Below are 15,474 nucleotides of genomic sequence, written 5' to 3'. Positions count from 1 at the left end.
AGGTGCAGAAACGATGCGACCTGCGGTTTCCACGCCCCGACCGGCTCCGACCGGGCGGGGCGTCGTGCTGTCCGGGGGCGCGCGCCCTAGCGGCGCGCCGGGAGCAGACGGCCGGTGGGCCCGCTCGCGGTGACGCGGCCCGCTGCCAGGATGTGGACGGTGTCGGTGTAGGCGGCGACGAGGTCGAGCTCGTGGCTGACCAGGACGAGCGTCAGCCGGCGGGTGGCCCGCAGCCCGGTGAGGAGGTCCAGCACGGCCGCGGCGGTGCTGGGGTCGAGCGCGGAGGTCACCTCGTCGCACAGCAGGACGTCGGGGGCGCAGGCCAGGGCGCGGGCGATGGAGACGCGTTGGCGCTGCCCGCCGGAGAGCTCGTGGGGCCGGCGGCGGGCGACGCCGACGGGCAGGCCGACGTCGCCCAGGAGTTCCGCGACCCGCCCGGCGACGTCCGCCTTCGCCGTGGTCCGGTGCAGGCGGAGGGGCCGGGCGAGGGCGGCGCCGACGGTCCGGGCGGGGTTGAGCGTGCCGAGGGGGTTCTGCGGGACCAGTTGAACGCGGCGCCCGCCGCCGCGGCCGCGCTCGCGGGCCAGGGCGGGCAGGGGCCTGCCGTCGAGGGTGAGGGTGCCGGCGTCCGGCCGCCGCAGCCCGGCGAGAACGCGCAGCAGCGTCGTCTTGCCGGAACCGGACGGGCCGACGACACCGGCGGCGCTACCCGGAGCCGCCGCGAAGTCGACCCCGGCCAGCGCCCGGTGCGCGTGCCCGCGCCGGGTGAACGTCACCTCGAGGCCATGGGCGGCCAGCCCGGCCCCCGGCGTGTCACCGGGGCCGGCCCCGGCGCGGCCTCGGCGGCCCGTGGGCACGGCCGGCCGGGGCGCCGGGCGCAGGGCCGGGGCGAGCTCCACGACCTCGTCGGCGCAGCGGCCGACCAGGTCCGGGTCGTGGCAGGCGAGGACGACCGCCATGTCGCGGGTGGTGGCCAGGGACCGCAGGAGGCCGGCGATCTCGTCGCGCAGGGCCGTATCGAGCCCCGCGGTGGGTTCGTCGAGCAGGAGGACGTCGGGGCGCCGGGCGAGGGCGCGGGCCAGGGCGACCCTGCGCTGCTGGCCGCCGGAGAGGGCGCCCGGGCGGCGATCGATCAGTCCGTCGTCCAGGGGCAGGCGGCATTCGGCGAGCAGATTCCGTACGGCCCGAGGGGACGGGTCGGCGGCGGTCTCCGCGACGAGCCGGCGGACGCGCATGCGGGGGTCGAGGGCGGAGCCGGGGTCCTGGCCGACGTAGGCGACGCGGTGGCGGCGCAGGTGCCGCAGCCGGTCCGGGGGGAGGGCGAGGACGTCGTGGCCCAGGACGTCGATCCGTCCCGCCGCGACGTGGGCGCCGGCGGGCAGGTCGCCGACGAGGGCGCGCAGCAGCGTGGTCTTGCCGGAGCCGGAGGGGCCGGTGAGGGCGGTGATCCGGCCGCGCCGGAGGGTGAGGCGGGCCCCGGCGAGCAGCACCGGCCCGTCGGGCAGCCGGATCTCGAGGCCGGTGACGCTCACCACCGTAGGGGAGTTGTCGGTCATGGCCGGGGAGGTCCCTTCGCCGGGGTGAGGGCGTCGGGTCCGTGCCGTCGCCCGTGCCGGGCGGGCGCCGGGGGTGAGGGCGTCGGCGGCGAGGTTGACGCTCACGGCCAGCAGGCCGATGGCGAGGCTGGGCGCGACGACGGCCCAGGGGTTGAGGAGGGCGCCGGGGGCGTTCTCGCGGATCATCAGGGCCCAGTCGGCGGCCGGGGGCCGGGGGCCGAGCTGGAGGAGACCGCCCGCGTCGTCGCCCGCACCGGCCTGCTCATCGGCGGATCCGCCGGCGGCGTGGTGTACGAGGCGCTGCACCGCTTGCCGTCCCTGCCGCCGGACACCACGATGGTCGCGCTCGTCAACGACGGCGGGGAGAAGTACATGGACACCGTCTTCGACGACGACCGGATGCACCGCCGGAACCTCATCGACCCCGCCGTGGAGCGCGAGATCGACGAGACCCTGACCAAGCTCCGCACGAAGTGACGCCCCCGACGCGGCCCACCGCCCTCCTGCGCGACAGCCGTGCCCTCGCCGCCCTCGCCGTCCCCCTGGTGCTCACCCAGCTGGCCCAGGTGGCCCTGACCACCACCGACACGGTGATGATGGGCCTGCTGGGCACCCGGGACCTGGCGGCGGGCGGCCTGGCCCTCGTCCTCTTCAACCAGCTGCGCACCATGGGCGTGGGGCTGGTGACCTGCGTGGGCAACCGCGTCGCGGCCGCCGCCGCCCGGGCCGAGACCCCCGGCGGCGACACCGCCCGGACCCGCGAGGACGTCCGAGGAATCGTCCGCGCGGGCATGGTGGTGGCCACGCTCGCCGGCCTCGCCGGAGGCGCCGTGATGCTCCTCGTCGGCCAGGGGCTCACCGGGCTCGGCCAGGAGGCGGCCGTCGCCGGCCGCGCCCGGACGATGCTGGTGGCGCTGGCCCCCGGCCTGCTGCCGTGCCTGTGGTTCCAGGCGATCCGTCAGTTCACCGTCGGCATGCGGCGCCCGCAGGCGCTCCTGCGCATCACCCTCGCCTCCGTCGCCGTCAACGCGGGCCTCGACTGGCTGCTCATCCACGGCACCTGGGGCCTGCCCGAACTGGGCCTCCCCGGCATCGGCGTGGCCACCTCCGCCGTCCACCTCCTGTCCTTCCTCGCCCTGTACGCGTCGGCGAAGCGGGACACCGTCCTCGCCCCGCTGCTCGGCCTCGAGATGCTCAAGGCCGACGGCGCCACCGTGCGCGAACTCCTGCGCCTGGGCGTCCCCATCGCCGCGACCTACGGGTCGGAGGCCGGCTTCTTCTCGGTCACCGCCCTGATGGCCGGCTCCTTCGGCAGCGCCGCCCTGGCCGCCCACACCGCCGTCAACCAGCTCGTCTACATCGTCTTCCAGGTAGCCGTCGGCCTCTCCCACGCGGCCTCCGTCAACGTCAGCCGCGCACTCGCCCTCGGCCGCCCCGAGGCCGCCCGGCGCCTGAAGAACACCGCCCTCGCCTGCGGCGCCGCCGTCATGGCCGCCGTCGCCGTCGTCTACCTCACCCTGCCCCACCTGGTGCTGCGCCCGTTCCTGGACGCGGGCGACGCGGGCGGCGACGACCGGGCCGTGACGATCGCGACCCGGCTGCTGTTGGTCGTCGCCGTCCTGCAGTTCTTCGACTGCGCCCAGAACATCGGCGTCGGCCTCCTGCGCGGCCTCGACGACACCAGGAGCGGCTTCCGCATCACCCTCGTCGGCTACTGGGTCGTAGGACTGCCCGCCGCATGGCTCCTCGCGTACGCGGCGGACCTGCGGACCCTCGGCGTCTGGCTCGGCCTCCTCGCCGGCCTCGCCACCACCGCCGTCCTCCTCCTGCGCCACTACGGCACGGGCCTGCGCGCCCGCGCCCGCGCCATGGACCGGGAGGCCGTCGCCGCCGCGCGACGGGCGGGCTCGCGTACGGAATAGTGGGCCGTGCCGCCTCGTTACCGGTAACGTCCCCGAGCCACACTGGACGACCGAGACAACCGGAAGCGGGTAGGCGCTGATGAGCAGCAGCACGGTGGAGCTGACCAAGGACAACTTCGACGAGGTCGTGGCGGGCAGCGGGTTCGTGCTCATCGACTTCTGGGCGGAGTGGTGCGGGCCGTGCCGGCAGTTCGGGCCCGTGTTCGAGCGGGCGGCGCAGAAGCACGGCGACCTGGTGTTCGCCAAGGTCGACACCGAGTCCCAGCCGGAGCTCGCGGCGGCCTTCGAGATCACCTCGATCCCCACGCTGATGATCGTGCGGGACAACATCGCCGTCTACGCCCAGCCCGGCGCGCTGCCCGAGCCCGCGCTGGAGGACGTCATCCGGCAGGCCCGCGCGCTCGACATGGACGAGGTCAAGGCCTCCGTGGTGCAGGCGCAGGAGAAGGCCCAGGGCGAGGCGCAGGCGCCGGGCACCGATGCGTGAGCTGCTGCTGATCCGGCACGGCGAGACCGAGTGGAGCCGCGACGGGCGGCACACCAGCTACAGCGACGTGGCGCTGACCGCGCGCGGTGAACGCGAGGCGGAGGCGCTGCGGCCGTGGCTGGCGGAGCGGGACATCGCCGAGGTCCTCGTCAGCCCCATGGCCCGCGCCGCGCGCACGGCCGAGCTGGCCGGCCTGAAGAACCCCGAGACCGTGGACGACCTGCACGAATGGGACTACGGCGGGTACGAGGGCATCACCACCGCCGAGATCCGGCGCGAGCGGCCCGGCTGGTTCCTCTTCGAGGACGGGGTGGCGCCCGGCCCGCCGGGGCACCCCGGGGAGAGCCCCGCGCAGGTGGGCGAGCGCGCGGACCGGGTGCTCGCGAGCATCGGGCCCCGGCTGGGGGAGGACGGCGGAGGCGACATCGTCCTGGTCGCCCACGCCCACTTCCTGCGGGTGCTGACGGCTCGTAGGCTCGGGCTGCCGCCGTCGGCCGGGGCGCTGTTCCGGCTCGACACCGGGACCGTCAGCCGGATCGGCACCGAGCACGGCAGACCCGCGCTGGTCGCCTGGAACGGGCGTGTCGGAGCCGGGGGCCGGTAGGCGGGCGCAGGATGATCGGGACGTTGTCCTGATGGTGTGATGACCGTCCGTCATGGGATCTTTCGTGGGAGGAAACAGCGTGGCCACCAACCGCATCGCGACCACCGTCTGGGAGGGCGAGCTGCTCAAGGGCAGCGGCGTCGTCTCCTTCGACTCGTCCGGCATCGGCGAGCAGCCCGTCTCCTGGCCCTCCCGTGCCGAGCAGGCGAACGGCAAGACCAGCCCCGAGGAGCTCATCGCCGCCGCGCACTCCAGCTGCTTCTCCATGGCCCTCTCGCACGGCCTGACCGGCGCCGGCACCCCGCCCACCCGGCTGGAGACCAAGGCCGAGGTGACGTTCCAGCCCGGCGAGGGCATCACCGGCATCCACCTCACCACCCGCGGTACGGTGCCCGGCCTGGACGAGGAGGGCTTCGTCGCGGCCGCCGAGGACGCCAAGAAGAACTGCCCGGTCAGCCAGGCGCTCACCGGTACGACGATCACGCTGGACGCCGGGCTCGCCTGAGCCCGGCACGGCGTTCCGGGCGGGGGCCAGGGCCTGTCAGGGCCTGAGCGTCGCGTAGACGATCAGGTTCTCCGCCCGGTCCCCGTCGCCGGCGTGGTGCTCGCCCGCGCAGGTGACCAGGCGCAGCGCCCTCTCCTTCGTCTCCCCGTAGACCCTGCGGTCCGGGAAGGCGCCCCTGGCGGCCTTCTCGGTGCCGGTCACCGCGAAGTGCAGCACCTCGCCGTCCCCGCGCCGGATGTCGATGACGGTGCCCTCGCCGACCTTGTCCAGGTCGTGGAAGACGGCCTTGCCGCCGTGTGCGTCGCTGTGGCCCACGATGACGGCGGCGCCCGGGGCGCCGGGCTGGGCGCTGCCGGTGTACCAGCCGGCGGTCATGCCCTTCTCCGGCGGCGGAACCCGCACGGCACCGTCCTTGCCCCGGGTCAGCCGGATCAGCGGGCTGTCCACGCCGATGGACGGGATGGACACCCGCGACGGCTCCTCGGCCCGGGCGGGCCCGCCGATGGGCTTGTCGGTCCCGCCGCCCGGCGCGCAGGCGGCCGGCAGCGCGGCCGCCACGGCCGACAGCAGGCCGAGGACGGGCAGGAGGGTTCGACGGGACGCACGGGACATGGCCTCCAACCTAGGGACCGGCCCCGCGCCCCGCCTCGGCCGATCGGCCAGTTCGCCTCCCCCTGTGGTGCGAGACGGCCTCGCGGCCGGGCCGTCATGGCGCCCTACGGAACCAGCCGCTGGAAGAGGCCCCAGGTGAACTCGGCCACATACCCGCCGCGCGCCCCGGTGGCGTCGGGGGCGGTGAAGGCCAGCCGCCAGCGGGTGGGGGCCGTGCCCTCCATGGGGCGGGCCGGTGCGAAGGCCCGCGCGACCTCGTCCACCGTGCACGACCAGGGCAGCAGCTCCTCGACCGTGCGCGGCACGGCGGCGGGCGCGCCGGGGGCGCGGACCAGCCATTCGTTCCAGACCGCCCCGCCGGGCGCGGCCAGCACCTCGAAGCGCAGGTCGGGCCAGAGCGGCACCGGCCAGGTCGTCGCCTCGAAGGCGAGGTCGCCCACCCGGCGCTGGCCGACGGTCTCGGGCGGGCCGAGGACGGAGCGGTAGCGCACCCCGGCGCCACGGCGGCGCGGGGAGTGCAGCATGGCCTGCCAGCGGCGGTTGGCCTCGCGTATCTCGGCGCGTCCCACGCCCAGTTCGCGCAGGGCGTCCTCGACCAGGCCGGGCTGGTGGTCGGCCATCCGGCGCAGCAGGACGAGCTGGAACTCCAGCGGGCCGAAGGCGGCGGTGCCGCCGGGTGCGGGGTCGTGCTCCGGTCTCATGCGGGCCATCGTCGCGCACCCGGGCGTCCCGGCGCGCGACCGACCGGAGATCCGCCGGGAGTTGTGCCGCCGGCCGCGGCGTGCCGGGCGAAGCCCTTCTTTCGCGCAAGCTTTACCTCCCGGCAGTCCTGAGCCGGCCCGGAGGCCGCCCACGCCGTGGTCGCGGCCGGTACGGTCTGGAACCATGACGGAAATCGACGCCCAGCGCACCGCACTCGTCCTCGTCGATCTCATGGAACGCGTCGTGGCGTTGCCGCTCGCTCCGCGATCGGGAGACGAAGTGGCCGCTGCGGCGGCGGAGTTGGCGCGCGCCTTCCGCAAGGCGGGCGCGCCGGTCGCGCTCGTACGGGTGGAGCGGCCCGGCCTCGCCGAGCAGCCGCCCGGCAGCGGGCTGCTCGCGGGGCTGGCCGAGCCGGGCGACATCGAGATCGTCAAGCGGTCCGTGGGCGCGTTCCACGGCACGGAGCTGGACGCGCGGCTGCGCGAGCGCGGCGTGCGCACGCTCGTCCTCGCCGGCATCGCGACCAATCTCGGCGTGGAGTCGACGGCCCGGGCCGCCGTCGACCACGGCTACGAGGTGGTCTTCGTGGAGGACGCCATGAGCGCCCTGACGGCCGAGGAGCACCGCGCCTCGGTGGCGCTGGACATGCCGCGCCTGGGGACCGTGGTGACGGCCGGCGCGCTGGTCCTGCCGGAGTAGACCGGGGTGGATGGAATAGGCCGGGGCCGTCCGTCAGGGGGTCTCGCCCAGCATCCGTCGCAGCAGGTCGCGCAGCGTCGTGCGCTCCTCGGCGGAGAGCCCGGCCAGCGGCTCGCGGGCGAAGTTCAGCGACGCGCGCAGCCGGCCGGCGGTCTCCCGGCCGTCCTCGGTGGCGGCGGCGAGCTTGACGCGGCGGTCGTCGGGGTCGGGACGGCGCTCGACCAGGCCGCGGCCCTCCAGCCGGTCGACGATCCCCGTGACGTTCGAGGGCTCGCACTTGAGTTTCTGGGCGATGCGCCGCATGGGCATCGGCTCGCGCGAGAGCAGGGCGAGGACGCGCGCCTGGGCACCGGTGAGGGAGTGCTTGGCGGCGGCCTCCTCGTATTCCTCGTGGTAGCGCGCCACGACCGTCCCGACCAGTTCGACCACCTCGAGGGTCAGGGCGTCGGTGTGCGGCGTGGTCCGCGGCGTCTGAGGAGTCATACGAAACAGGCTACTCGCTTGCTTGACAATGTGAAATATCGAGGCGCATGGTTGTTTCAGTTCATGAAGCATTAGGAAGGGTTGGTTCCATGTCCGCCTCAGCCTCCGCCGCCCCCGCCACCAGCCGTGAGTGGCACCTGGTCGCCCGCCCGCAGGGCTGGCCCAAGCCCGAGGACTTCGCCCTGCGCGAGGCCCCGGTCCTCCAGCCGGGCGAGGGGCAGCTCCTGGTCCGCAACACCCACATGTCGGTCGACCCGTACATGCGCGGACGGATGAACGACGTCAAGTCCTACATTCCCCCCTTCCAGCTCGACCGGCCCATGGACGGCGGCGCGGTCGGCGAGGTCGTCGCCTCCGGCGTGGAGGGCTTCGCGCCCGGCGACCATGTGCTGCACGGCCTGGGCTGGCGCGAGTACGCCCTGGTCGAGGCCCGGCACGCCGTGAAGGTCGACCCCGACGCCGCCCCGCTGTCCGCCTACCTCGGCGTGCTGGGCATGCCCGGCATGACCGCCTACGCGGGCCTGGTCGACGTGGCCTCCTTCAAGGAGGGCGACGCCGTCTTCGTCTCCGGCGCCGCCGGCGCCGTCGGCAGCCAGGTCGGCCAGATCGCCCGGCTGAAGGGCGCCTCGCGCGTCATCGGCAGCGCGGGCTCGGACGAGAAGGTGCGCCTGCTCGTCGAGGAGTACGGCTTCGACGCCGCCTTCAACTACAAGAACGGCCCCGTCCTCGAGCAGCTGAAGAAGGCCGCCCCCGACGGCATCGACGTCTACTTCGAGAACGTCGGCGGCGAGCACCTCGAGGCCGCGATCTCGGTCCTGAACCCGCACGGCCGGATCGCCCTGTGCGGCCTGATCTCGCAGTACAACGCGACCGAGCCGGTCCCGGGCCCGAACAACTTCGCCCTCGTCCTCGGCAAGCGGCTGCGCATCCAGGGCATGATCGTCAACGACCACGAGGCGCTGCGCCCGCGGTTCGTCGAGGAGGTCGGCGGCTGGCTGCGCTCCGGCGAGCTGAAGTACCGCGAGACGGTCGTGCACGGCGTCGACAACGCGGTGGACGCCTTCCTCGGCCTGCTGCGCGGCGAGAACACCGGCAAGATGATCGTCAGCTTCGGCGACTGAGCGACCCCGCCCCCTCTTCGGCACGACCCCGGGACGGTCTCGCGACCGTCCCGGGACACGGGCGCGACGATCACCTTCCGCCAAGCCGCTACGCTTTCCCGCCATGCGAGATCTTGTTGCGGGCATGACGTACCTGGCCCAGGGCCAGCGCTGGGTGGGGCGTAACCGCCGGCAGTGGGGGTTCGGGCTGCTGCCCGGGCTGATCACGCTGGTCGGTTACGCGGCGGCGGCCGTCGTGCTCGCCTTCTGGGCGGACGACTTCGTCGCCTGGGCCACGCCCTTCGCCGACGACTGGGGCTCGCCGTGGGTCGGGCTCTTCCGCGGCGCCCTGATGACGGTGTTCTTCGGCGCCGTGCTGATGCTGTCGACGATCACGTTCACCGCCGTGACCCTGCTGGTCGGGCAGCCCTTCTACGAGGCGCTGTCCGAGCGGGTCGACCTGGCCGAGGGCGGCGGCGCCGCCGAGTCCGGGCTGCCGCTGTGGCGGGAGCTGTGGATCTCGGCCCGCGAGAGCCTCGCCGTGCTGGTGCGGGTCGCCGTGTGGGGCGTACTGCTGTTCGCGCTCGGCTTCGTGCCCGTCATCGGGCAGACCGTCATTCCCGTCCTCGGCTTCCTGGTCTCCGGCTTCTTCCTCGCGGAGGAGCTCACCGCCGTCGCGCTGCAGCGGCGCGGGGTGCCGCTGCGCGAGCGGCTGCGCCTGCTGCGCTCGCGCAAGCTGCTGACGCTGGGCTTCGGCGTGCCGCTGGCGCTGCTGTTCCTGGTGCCCTTCGTGGCCGTCTTCGTGATGCCGGGCGCGGTGGCCGGGGCCACGCTGCTGGTGCGCAACCTGATGGGGGAGGAGACGCCCGAGCCGTCCGGGGAGCCGGAGCAGGGCGTTCCGCAGCCCCCCGCCTACTGGTAGGGGCCGGCTACACCTCGGCCGTCACCAGCGCCGCCCCCTCCTCCGGACCTTCGGCCACGGCGCTTCCGTCCGGCCCCCACACCCCGCTGCCGCCACAGGTGTCGTACGGGCCGCAGGGCCCCACGTGGTTGGCCAGCAGGACGTGCAGGCCGTGGTCCTTCGCCAACGCCGGGAAGATCTCCCGGCGTTCGGCCTGTCCGGGGCCCCGGCCGTACAGGGAGCTCGCCAGCAGCACCCGGCAGCCGTCCGCCGCGGCGCGGGCGGCCACGTCCGGGAAGTGGGCGTCGTAGCAGATGGCGAGGCCGAAGGACACGCCGTTCAGGGCGAACCGCCCGTCCGCCGTGCCCGCCGCGAAGCCGGCCGCCAGCTCGTCCGGCGTCGGGTGCACCTTGTCGTAACGGGTCAGCGGCGCGCCGTCCGGGCCGTACACGAACGAGGAGATCGCCGGTCCGTCCGGCAGCAGGCCCGCGCAGTTCACCACCGCCGCGACGCCCGCCGCCCGGCAGGCCTCGCGGAGCGGGGCGAGCCGGGCGTCGTCCGGGGCCATGGTCAGCCGGCCGGGGTCGGCGGCTATCGCCTCGAGCTCGTAGCCGGTGACGGCCAGTTCGGCGAAGACGACGAGTGCCGCCCCCCGCCCGCCGGCCTCGGCGACGAGCGAGGCCATGGCCTCGACGTTGGCCGCGATGCCGAGCGGGCGGGTGGGGAACTGCGCTGTTGCGATGATCATCGGGTCATGATGGCCGGTCGGCGCCGCCCACCGCCACCGCCAGCACCGACCGGATCTGCGCGGTGATCGCCAGCCGGTCGCGTACGAACGCCGGGTCGGTGACCTGCCCCGTCGCCGGGTCGGTGTTGCCGGCGCCGAAGTTGAGCACGGGCGTGTGCAGGTGGCCGCCCGGCACGCGCAGCCGCACCGCGTCGCGCAGCAGGGTGGCGCGGTAGGCGATCTCGTTGGAGAGGTAGTCGCCCCCGCCGCCCGCACGGGCCGTCGAGCCCGGCGTCGGACCGTCCGCCCGGTCCACCTCCTCCGTGCCGCCCGCCGGGATCTCGGTGACGGCGGTGTTGTCGTGCACCGGGTAGGGGCCGGTGTGCGCGGCCGTGATCGCGGCGTACGGCAGCGAGGTCGTCGTCCACTGCGGCTGCGGGGTCACCGTGGGCAGCCCCGGCGGCACAGGCACGGTCTCCGTGCGGGAGACGTTCGCGTTGTCGGGGTAGCCGCCGCGCCAGGCGCCGTTGGTGCGCTCGACGTCGAAGCGGCCGGGCCGGCCCTGGCTGATGGTCGTGAAGAGGTCCACCCGCCGGGGCCCGGGCCGGAAATGGGGCAGCAGGGTGCGCTCGACGGTGCCGTCGGCGAAGTCGGCCCAGCGCACCGGGAAGACGGCCGCCTCGACGCGCGTGGGGCCCGCCGGGGTGTCGACGACGGTGCCGTCCAGCGCGAGCGCCGCGGCGCCCGAGGGGTTGGAGCGGCGGGCGTCGGAGTCGAGCTGGAACGGGTCGAAGCCGGTGATCAGCACCCGCTTGACCTTCGTCCCCGCCGGCAGGTCGATGGAGTCCTGGCCGCGCGAGGAGCGCTCCACCGCCGCCAGCAGGGCCGCGCGGCCCCGCTCGTCGAGGGCGAACGCCGGCCGCCACTCGCGCAGCGCGCGCGTCATGCCCAGCCGCGCCCAGTACAGCGGCCGGTCGTCGTCCCTGCTCAGGTCCCCGCCGTCCGGCCCCCGGCCCTGCGCGCGATCCACGGCGCGCCGCCACAGCCGCCGCCCCTCCGCCGTCGCCAGCCGCTCGGCCTGCGCGAGGCCGGACGTGCCGGCCAGGGCGCGGGCGAAGCCGGGCGCCACGTCGTCGAAGCCGCTGCGCCGCAGGATCTCCTGCGGCACGGCGCCGGTGAGCCGCTGTTCCTCGACCGTGAGGGCGGGGGCGGCGCCGGCCGGGGTGGGCAGGGCGAGCGGGAGGCAGGCGAGGAGGACAGCGCCCAGGGCGCCCAGCGGGGCGGTCCGGACCCGCCGCCGGGTTATCTCTGTGGGTCTCATGAGACGGAAGGAAATCACCGGGCCGCGATCGGCGGTAGAGGGCTGTCAACTCTCTTCGTAGAGAGGCGATTTCAGGCCACAATGGCGAGATGGTCATAGTGCAGCTCTTCGCCGACCCGCTCATATCCGCCGGCCGGTCCGTCGCAGCCGAACTGTTCGACCCCAGAGCGGGCCAAGGAGCCCGCCAGATGGCCGAGTTGGCCCTCGCCCTGCTGCTCTCCTCGCTCGTCGGCCTCGAGCGCGAGCTGCAGCAGAAGAGCGCGGGGCTGCGCACCCACACCCTGGTGGGCGTGGGCAGCGCGCTGTTCATGGAGGTCTCGATCCACGGCTTCGGCGCCCTGGGGGACCTGACGGGCACCCGTCTGGACGGTTCGCGGGTGGCCGCGCAGATCGTCTCGGGCATCGGATTCATCGGTGGCGGCCTCATCTTCGTCCGCCGCGACGCGGTGCGCGGCCTGACGACGGCCGCGACCATCTGGCTGACCTGCGCCGTCGGCATGGCCTGCGGCGGCGGGCTGCCGCTGCTCGGCGGCGCCGCGACCGTCGTGCACTTCCTGGTGGTGCGCGGCTTCCCGGTGTTCACCCGGCGGCTGGCGGTGGTGCGGGCCACCGAACGGGTCGAGCTGCGGCTGTCCTATCGCACCCGCAGGGGGGTCCTGGGCAGGGTGCTGGAGCTGTGCACCAAGAGCGGCTTCCAGGTCACGGACGTCCACGTCGACGCCGAGGTGGTCGCGCCGGAGGGCTCGGACAAGGGGAAGGGCAAGGCCAAGGAGGCGGGTGTGGTGCTGAGCCTGGAGGGCAAGGGCTCCGCGCATCCGCTGGTGGAGGAGCTGACGGACTGGGACGGCGTCCTCGGTGTCGGCCTGCGCGCCCACCGCGACAGCACCGAATGAAGGTCGCCGTCCCCGGTGCGGGTGAACTCGCTTAGGAGATGGGCGGGTTCATCGGATAGCGTGCGGGCAGAGGGCGGCCGCGGCTTCCGCGCCCGCCTTCGGCCACGGCCCGCGCCGGTTCGCGCGGGCCCGCGCGGCACCGGCCGTCCGGGGCGAGGGTACGGAGGCCGGGGCCGCGCCCCGTGGGCGAGGGGTGGGGCCACCTGACAGGCCCCGCCCCTTTCCCGCCCCTCTCCCGTCCGTCAGGCGCCCGGCTGCCGCACGGCCGTGATCGTCCGGTAGGCGAGGCCCGCCAGCTCCCCCTGGCCCTGCTTGCTGGGGTGGAACCAGTCCCACTTGCTCAGCTGCTGCCCGGTGAAGTCGTAGCTGTTGACCGCACCGTCGTAGCGGCACAGGACGTCGCGCGAACAGACGTCCTTCAGCACGGCGTTGTACTCCCCGACGCGCTTGACCACCTGGGCCCGGCGGCTCTGCGCCTCCTCGTCCATCAGCTCGGCGTCGCGCAGCATGGACGGGCAGATGGAGCCCAGCTTCCAGACCTGACGGCCCAGCATGTTCTTGCGGCCCTCGGACCACAGCCGCTGGAGGTCGGGGATGCTGGCGACGTAGACCTGCGAGGTGGGCAGGGCCGTGCGCAGCTGCTTGAGGGAGGACTCGAAGTCGGCGCGGAAGGAGTCCACGGTGGTCATATCGGCCACATTCGCGCGGCAGGCGTCATTGGCGCCCAGGAGCACGGTCACCAGCTGCGGCTTGTGGGCGACGGCCGCGCGCATCTGGCCGGGCAGGTCCGCCATCCGGGCGCCGGTGCGGGCGTAGTTCCAGCTGCTGGTCTGCGGCGATGTCAGCAGGCGGCGGGCGAGGCTGTCGACGGCGGTGCCGGTGGCCCAGGAGACCTCGGGGCAGTCCTCGAACACCGAGCAGGCGTCGAAGCCGCGGGTGATGGAGTCGCCCAGGGAGGCGATCGAGGTGGGGCGGGGGTTCCACGCCGGGCGGGTGGGGCTCGGCTTCGCGACGGCGGCCTTGCTCTCGGCGTCGCCGTCGTCGCAGCCGGTGACCAGCAGCGCGGCCGCGAGCAGCGCCACCGCCGCCCGTACCGCCGCGGACGGCTTCCACCTCGTGCTGGCGCCCATCGTCGTTCCCCCTCCGGCCGGGTGATATCTGTCCGGGACCGACGGTACGTCACCCCCGGCGCGCCGCCGCACGGTAGCTTTTCCCCGGGTGATCGGGTCCGCCCGGCATCTTTCGTACTGCGGCGCCACCGCACCACAACACGTCACATCCTGTCCCTTTTCAGGAGAAATGCTCCCGATGGTGTTTACTGTTGGTAACCTCGCGGGCTGGTGCGGGAGTGGCCATTGGGGCAGACTGTCTGCTGCCCCGGGCGGGACCGGTACGGGTGCGAGGCCGCTGGGGAAGGCGAACCTCGAACCGCACGGGAGGTCCCGGTGACGACACGTGGAGTTCTGTACGTCCACTCCGCGCCGCGCGCGCTGTGCCCACACGTCGAATGGGCCGTGGCGGGCGTCCTCGGGGTGCGCGTCACCCTCGACTGGGTCCGCCAGCCGGCGGCCGCCGGCACCTGGCGCTCGGAATTCTCCTGGCAGGGCAGACCCGGCACCGCCTCCCAGCTCGCCTCCGCGCTGCGCGGCTGGCATCTGCTCCGCTTCGAGGTGACCGCCGAGCCCAGCGCCACCGCCGAGGGCGAGCGCTACAGCTCCACCCCCGACCTGGGCATCTTCCACGCCGTCACCGGCGTCCACGGCGACATCCTCGTCCCCGAGGACCGGCTGCGGGCCGCGCTCGCCCGCGCCGGCCGGGGCGAGAGCGACCTCCAGGAGGAGGTCGCCAAACTCCTCGGCAAGCCCTGGGACGACGAACTCGAAGCCTTCCGCTACGCCGGCGAGGGCGCGCCCGTGCGCTGGCTGCACCAGGTGGTCTGACCCGGCCGGCGCGACGGCCGGTCGCCTTGCGCTGGAGTGCACTCCAACACCTAGCGTGCAGCCATGTCCGACACCACGTCAGCAGCCGTCCTCGGTACCGGAACCATGGGTGCGCCCATGGCCCGCAACCTCGCCCGCGCAGGCCTGTCCGTACGCGCCTGGAACCGCAGCCGCGCCAAGGCAGAGCCCCTCGCCGCGCACGGCGTGACCGTCACCGATACTCCCGCCGAAGCCGTCCGGGACGCCGACGTCGTCCTGACCATGCTCCACGACGGGCCCGCCGCCCTCGAGGTGATGCGCGCCGCCGCCCCGGGCCTGCGCCCCGGCACGCTGTGGGCGCAGGTCTCCACCGCCGGCCTCGAGGGGCTCGGGGAACTGGCCGGCTTCGCCCGCGAGTACGACCTCGTCCTGGTCGACGCCCCGGTGCTCGGCACCAGGCAGCCCGCTGAAGAGGGGCAGCTCACGGTGCTGGCCGCGGGGCCGGAGGACGTGCGCGACCGCCTCGCCCCCGTCTTCGACGCCATCGGCACCCGTACGGTCTGGGTCGGCGACGACGGCACCGCCGGTGCCGCCACCCGCCTCAAACTCGTCCTCAACAGCTGGGTGCTCGCCGTCACGCACGGCACCGCGGAGGCGCTGGCCCTGGCCGAGGGGCTGGGCGTGGACCCCGCGGACTTCCTCGACGCGGTGGCGGGCGGGCCGCTGGACATGGGCTATCTCCGGGCCAAGTCCGCCCTGCTGCTCGAGGGCGCTCTCACACCGCCGAGCTTCGCGACCGCGACGGCCGAGAAGGACGCGCGGCTGATCGTCGCGGCGGGGGAGTCGGCCGGGGTCCGGCTGGACGTCGCGGCGGCGGGAGCGCAGCGGTTCCGTCGGGCGGTCGAGCAGGGGCACGGCGAGGAGGACATGATCGCGTCGTATTTCGCCAGCTTCGACGGCTCCGACGGCCGGGGGGCCGAGGAGCACTGAAGCCGGACCGGCGCCAGGACGCGGAAGGGCCCGGCCCGGTCACCGAAGTGACC

Annotated in this window: 18 protein-coding genes; 11 read left to right on the top strand and 7 right to left on the bottom strand. The window is 74.5% G+C overall.

What is annotated here, in order from left to right:
- Positions 1–86 precede the first annotated feature (86 nt).
- The gene (locus J1792_RS30185; protein WP_372446200.1) at positions 87–1,862 is read right to left on the bottom strand and encodes an ABC transporter ATP-binding protein; all 1,776 of its coding nucleotides are present in this window, start codon (positions 1,860–1,862) and stop codon (positions 87–89) included.
- A 3-nt stretch (positions 1,863–1,865) separates the two neighbouring features.
- Between J1792_RS30185 and J1792_RS30180 the strand changes: the two genes are divergently transcribed.
- The 5 genes from J1792_RS30180 (at position 1,866) to J1792_RS30160 (ending at position 5,074) form a co-directional block, all read left to right on the top strand.
- A complete protein-coding gene (locus J1792_RS30180) occupies positions 1,866–2,033 on the top strand; it encodes a hypothetical protein (protein WP_278251530.1) in 168 nt (55 codons plus the stop codon).
- A complete protein-coding gene (locus J1792_RS30175) occupies positions 2,030–3,478 on the top strand; it encodes an MATE family efflux transporter (protein ID WP_086571174.1) in 1,449 nt (482 codons plus the stop codon). The genes J1792_RS30180 and J1792_RS30175 overlap by 4 nt, the downstream gene beginning before the upstream one ends.
- Before the next feature lie 79 nt (positions 3,479–3,557).
- A complete protein-coding gene (trxA, locus tag J1792_RS30170) occupies positions 3,558–3,965 on the top strand; it encodes a thioredoxin (protein WP_086571176.1) in 408 nt (135 codons plus the stop codon).
- A complete protein-coding gene (locus J1792_RS30165) occupies positions 3,958–4,569 on the top strand; it encodes a histidine phosphatase family protein (RefSeq protein ID WP_086571177.1) in 612 nt (203 codons plus the stop codon). The genes trxA and J1792_RS30165 overlap by 8 nt, the downstream gene beginning before the upstream one ends.
- 79 nt (positions 4,570–4,648) lie before the next feature.
- Positions 4,649–5,074, top strand: a complete 426-nt coding sequence (locus J1792_RS30160; protein WP_086571179.1) for an OsmC family protein — start codon at positions 4,649–4,651, stop codon at positions 5,072–5,074.
- Between the two features lie 36 nt (positions 5,075–5,110).
- Here J1792_RS30160 and J1792_RS30155 read toward each other — a convergent pair whose 3' ends face one another.
- Positions 5,111–5,686, bottom strand: coding sequence for a class F sortase (locus J1792_RS30155; protein WP_207248606.1), 576 nt, complete (start codon positions 5,684–5,686; stop codon positions 5,111–5,113).
- Positions 5,687–5,790: 104 nt separating this feature from the next.
- The gene (locus J1792_RS30150; protein WP_086571183.1) at positions 5,791–6,387 is read right to left on the bottom strand and encodes a hypothetical protein; all 597 of its coding nucleotides are present in this window, start codon (positions 6,385–6,387) and stop codon (positions 5,791–5,793) included.
- 184 nt (positions 6,388–6,571) lie between these two features.
- On the opposite strand from J1792_RS30150, the gene J1792_RS30145 reads away from it, so the two are divergent.
- Positions 6,572–7,087: an isochorismatase family protein gene (locus J1792_RS30145; RefSeq protein ID WP_086571185.1), complete on the top strand. Its 516-nt coding sequence runs from the start codon at positions 6,572–6,574 to the stop codon at positions 7,085–7,087.
- Between the two features lie 33 nt (positions 7,088–7,120).
- Here the strand turns inward: J1792_RS30145 and J1792_RS30140 are convergent, their stop codons facing one another.
- Positions 7,121–7,570, bottom strand: a complete 450-nt coding sequence (locus J1792_RS30140) for a MarR family winged helix-turn-helix transcriptional regulator (RefSeq protein WP_086571187.1) — start codon at positions 7,568–7,570, stop codon at positions 7,121–7,123.
- Positions 7,571–7,659: 89 nt separating this feature from the next.
- Between J1792_RS30140 and J1792_RS30135 the strand changes: the two genes are divergently transcribed.
- Positions 7,660–8,691 carry an NADP-dependent oxidoreductase gene (locus J1792_RS30135; RefSeq protein ID WP_207248605.1) on the top strand — a complete coding sequence of 344 codons (1,032 nt, stop codon included), beginning with the start codon at positions 7,660–7,662 and terminating at the stop codon, positions 8,689–8,691.
- Between the two features lie 103 nt (positions 8,692–8,794).
- Positions 8,795–9,592, top strand: a complete 798-nt coding sequence (locus J1792_RS30130; protein WP_086571191.1) for an EI24 domain-containing protein — start codon at positions 8,795–8,797, stop codon at positions 9,590–9,592.
- A 7-nt stretch (positions 9,593–9,599) separates the two neighbouring features.
- Here the strand turns inward: J1792_RS30130 and J1792_RS30125 are convergent, their stop codons facing one another.
- Together J1792_RS30125 and J1792_RS30120 are read right to left on the bottom strand one after the other, a co-directional pair.
- Entirely contained in the window at positions 9,600–10,319 is a 720-nt protein-coding gene (locus J1792_RS30125) for a carbon-nitrogen hydrolase family protein (RefSeq protein WP_207248604.1), read from the bottom strand.
- A gap of 4 nt (positions 10,320–10,323) precedes the next feature.
- The gene (locus J1792_RS30120; RefSeq protein ID WP_207248603.1) at positions 10,324–11,619 is read right to left on the bottom strand and encodes a pyroglutamyl-peptidase I; all 1,296 of its coding nucleotides are present in this window, start codon (positions 11,617–11,619) and stop codon (positions 10,324–10,326) included.
- An 89-nt stretch (positions 11,620–11,708) separates the two neighbouring features.
- Between J1792_RS30120 and J1792_RS30115 the strand changes: the two genes are divergently transcribed.
- Positions 11,709–12,512, top strand: coding sequence for an MgtC/SapB family protein (locus J1792_RS30115; protein ID WP_207248602.1), 804 nt, complete (start codon positions 11,709–11,711; stop codon positions 12,510–12,512).
- Between the two features lie 242 nt (positions 12,513–12,754).
- On the opposite strand, the gene J1792_RS30110 is transcribed toward J1792_RS30115, so the two are convergent.
- Positions 12,755–13,642 (bottom strand): SGNH/GDSL hydrolase family protein, encoded by an 888-nt coding sequence (locus J1792_RS30110; protein ID WP_207248601.1) that lies wholly within the window; start codon positions 13,640–13,642, stop codon positions 12,755–12,757.
- Between the two features lie 315 nt (positions 13,643–13,957).
- Here J1792_RS30110 and J1792_RS30105 point away from each other — a divergent pair, with 315 nt between their 5' ends.
- On the top strand, positions 13,958–14,452 hold the full coding sequence (locus J1792_RS30105; protein WP_207248600.1) for a DUF3145 domain-containing protein: 495 nt from the start codon (positions 13,958–13,960) through the stop codon (positions 14,450–14,452).
- 63 nt (positions 14,453–14,515) lie between these two features.
- Positions 14,516–15,421, top strand: a complete 906-nt coding sequence (locus J1792_RS30100) for an NAD(P)-dependent oxidoreductase (RefSeq protein ID WP_086568843.1) — start codon at positions 14,516–14,518, stop codon at positions 15,419–15,421.
- The last annotated feature ends 53 nt before the right edge of the window (positions 15,422–15,474 follow it).

The sequence above is a fragment of the Streptomyces triculaminicus genome (genome assembly GCF_017349075.1).
Classification (GTDB): domain Bacteria; phylum Actinomycetota; class Actinomycetes; order Streptomycetales; family Streptomycetaceae; genus Streptomyces; species Streptomyces triculaminicus.
Note: the sequence above shows the minus strand (reverse complement) of the source record. Positions and strands in the feature narration are given on the sequence as shown.

Bases quoted from the DNA above. Each gene is read 5' to 3' on its own strand.
- J1792_RS30125 (WP_207248604.1), bottom strand. From the start codon at position 10,319: ATGATCATCGCAACAGCGCAGTTCCCCACCCGCCCGCTCGGCATCGCG.
- J1792_RS30110 (WP_207248601.1), bottom strand. From the start codon at position 13,642: ATGGGCGCCAGCACGAGGTGGAAGCCGTCCGCGGCGGTACGGGCGGCG.
- J1792_RS30145 (WP_086571185.1), top strand. From the start codon at position 6,572: ATGACGGAAATCGACGCCCAGCGCACCGCACTCGTCCTCGTCGATCTC.
- J1792_RS30140 (WP_086571187.1), bottom strand. From the start codon at position 7,570: ATGACTCCTCAGACGCCGCGGACCACGCCGCACACCGACGCCCTGACC.
- J1792_RS30155 (WP_207248606.1), bottom strand. From the start codon at position 5,686: ATGTCCCGTGCGTCCCGTCGAACCCTCCTGCCCGTCCTCGGCCTGCTG.
- J1792_RS30120 (WP_207248603.1), bottom strand. From the start codon at position 11,619: ATGAGACCCACAGAGATAACCCGGCGGCGGGTCCGGACCGCCCCGCTG.
- J1792_RS30150 (WP_086571183.1), bottom strand. From the start codon at position 6,387: ATGAGACCGGAGCACGACCCCGCACCCGGCGGCACCGCCGCCTTCGGC.
- trxA (WP_086571176.1), top strand. From the start codon at position 3,558: ATGAGCAGCAGCACGGTGGAGCTGACCAAGGACAACTTCGACGAGGTC.
- J1792_RS30135 (WP_207248605.1), top strand. From the start codon at position 7,660: ATGTCCGCCTCAGCCTCCGCCGCCCCCGCCACCAGCCGTGAGTGGCAC.
- J1792_RS30100 (WP_086568843.1), top strand. From the start codon at position 14,516: ATGTCCGACACCACGTCAGCAGCCGTCCTCGGTACCGGAACCATGGGT.
- J1792_RS30165 (WP_086571177.1), top strand. From the start codon at position 3,958: ATGCGTGAGCTGCTGCTGATCCGGCACGGCGAGACCGAGTGGAGCCGC.
- J1792_RS30130 (WP_086571191.1), top strand. From the start codon at position 8,795: ATGCGAGATCTTGTTGCGGGCATGACGTACCTGGCCCAGGGCCAGCGC.
- J1792_RS30115 (WP_207248602.1), top strand. From the start codon at position 11,709: ATGGTCATAGTGCAGCTCTTCGCCGACCCGCTCATATCCGCCGGCCGG.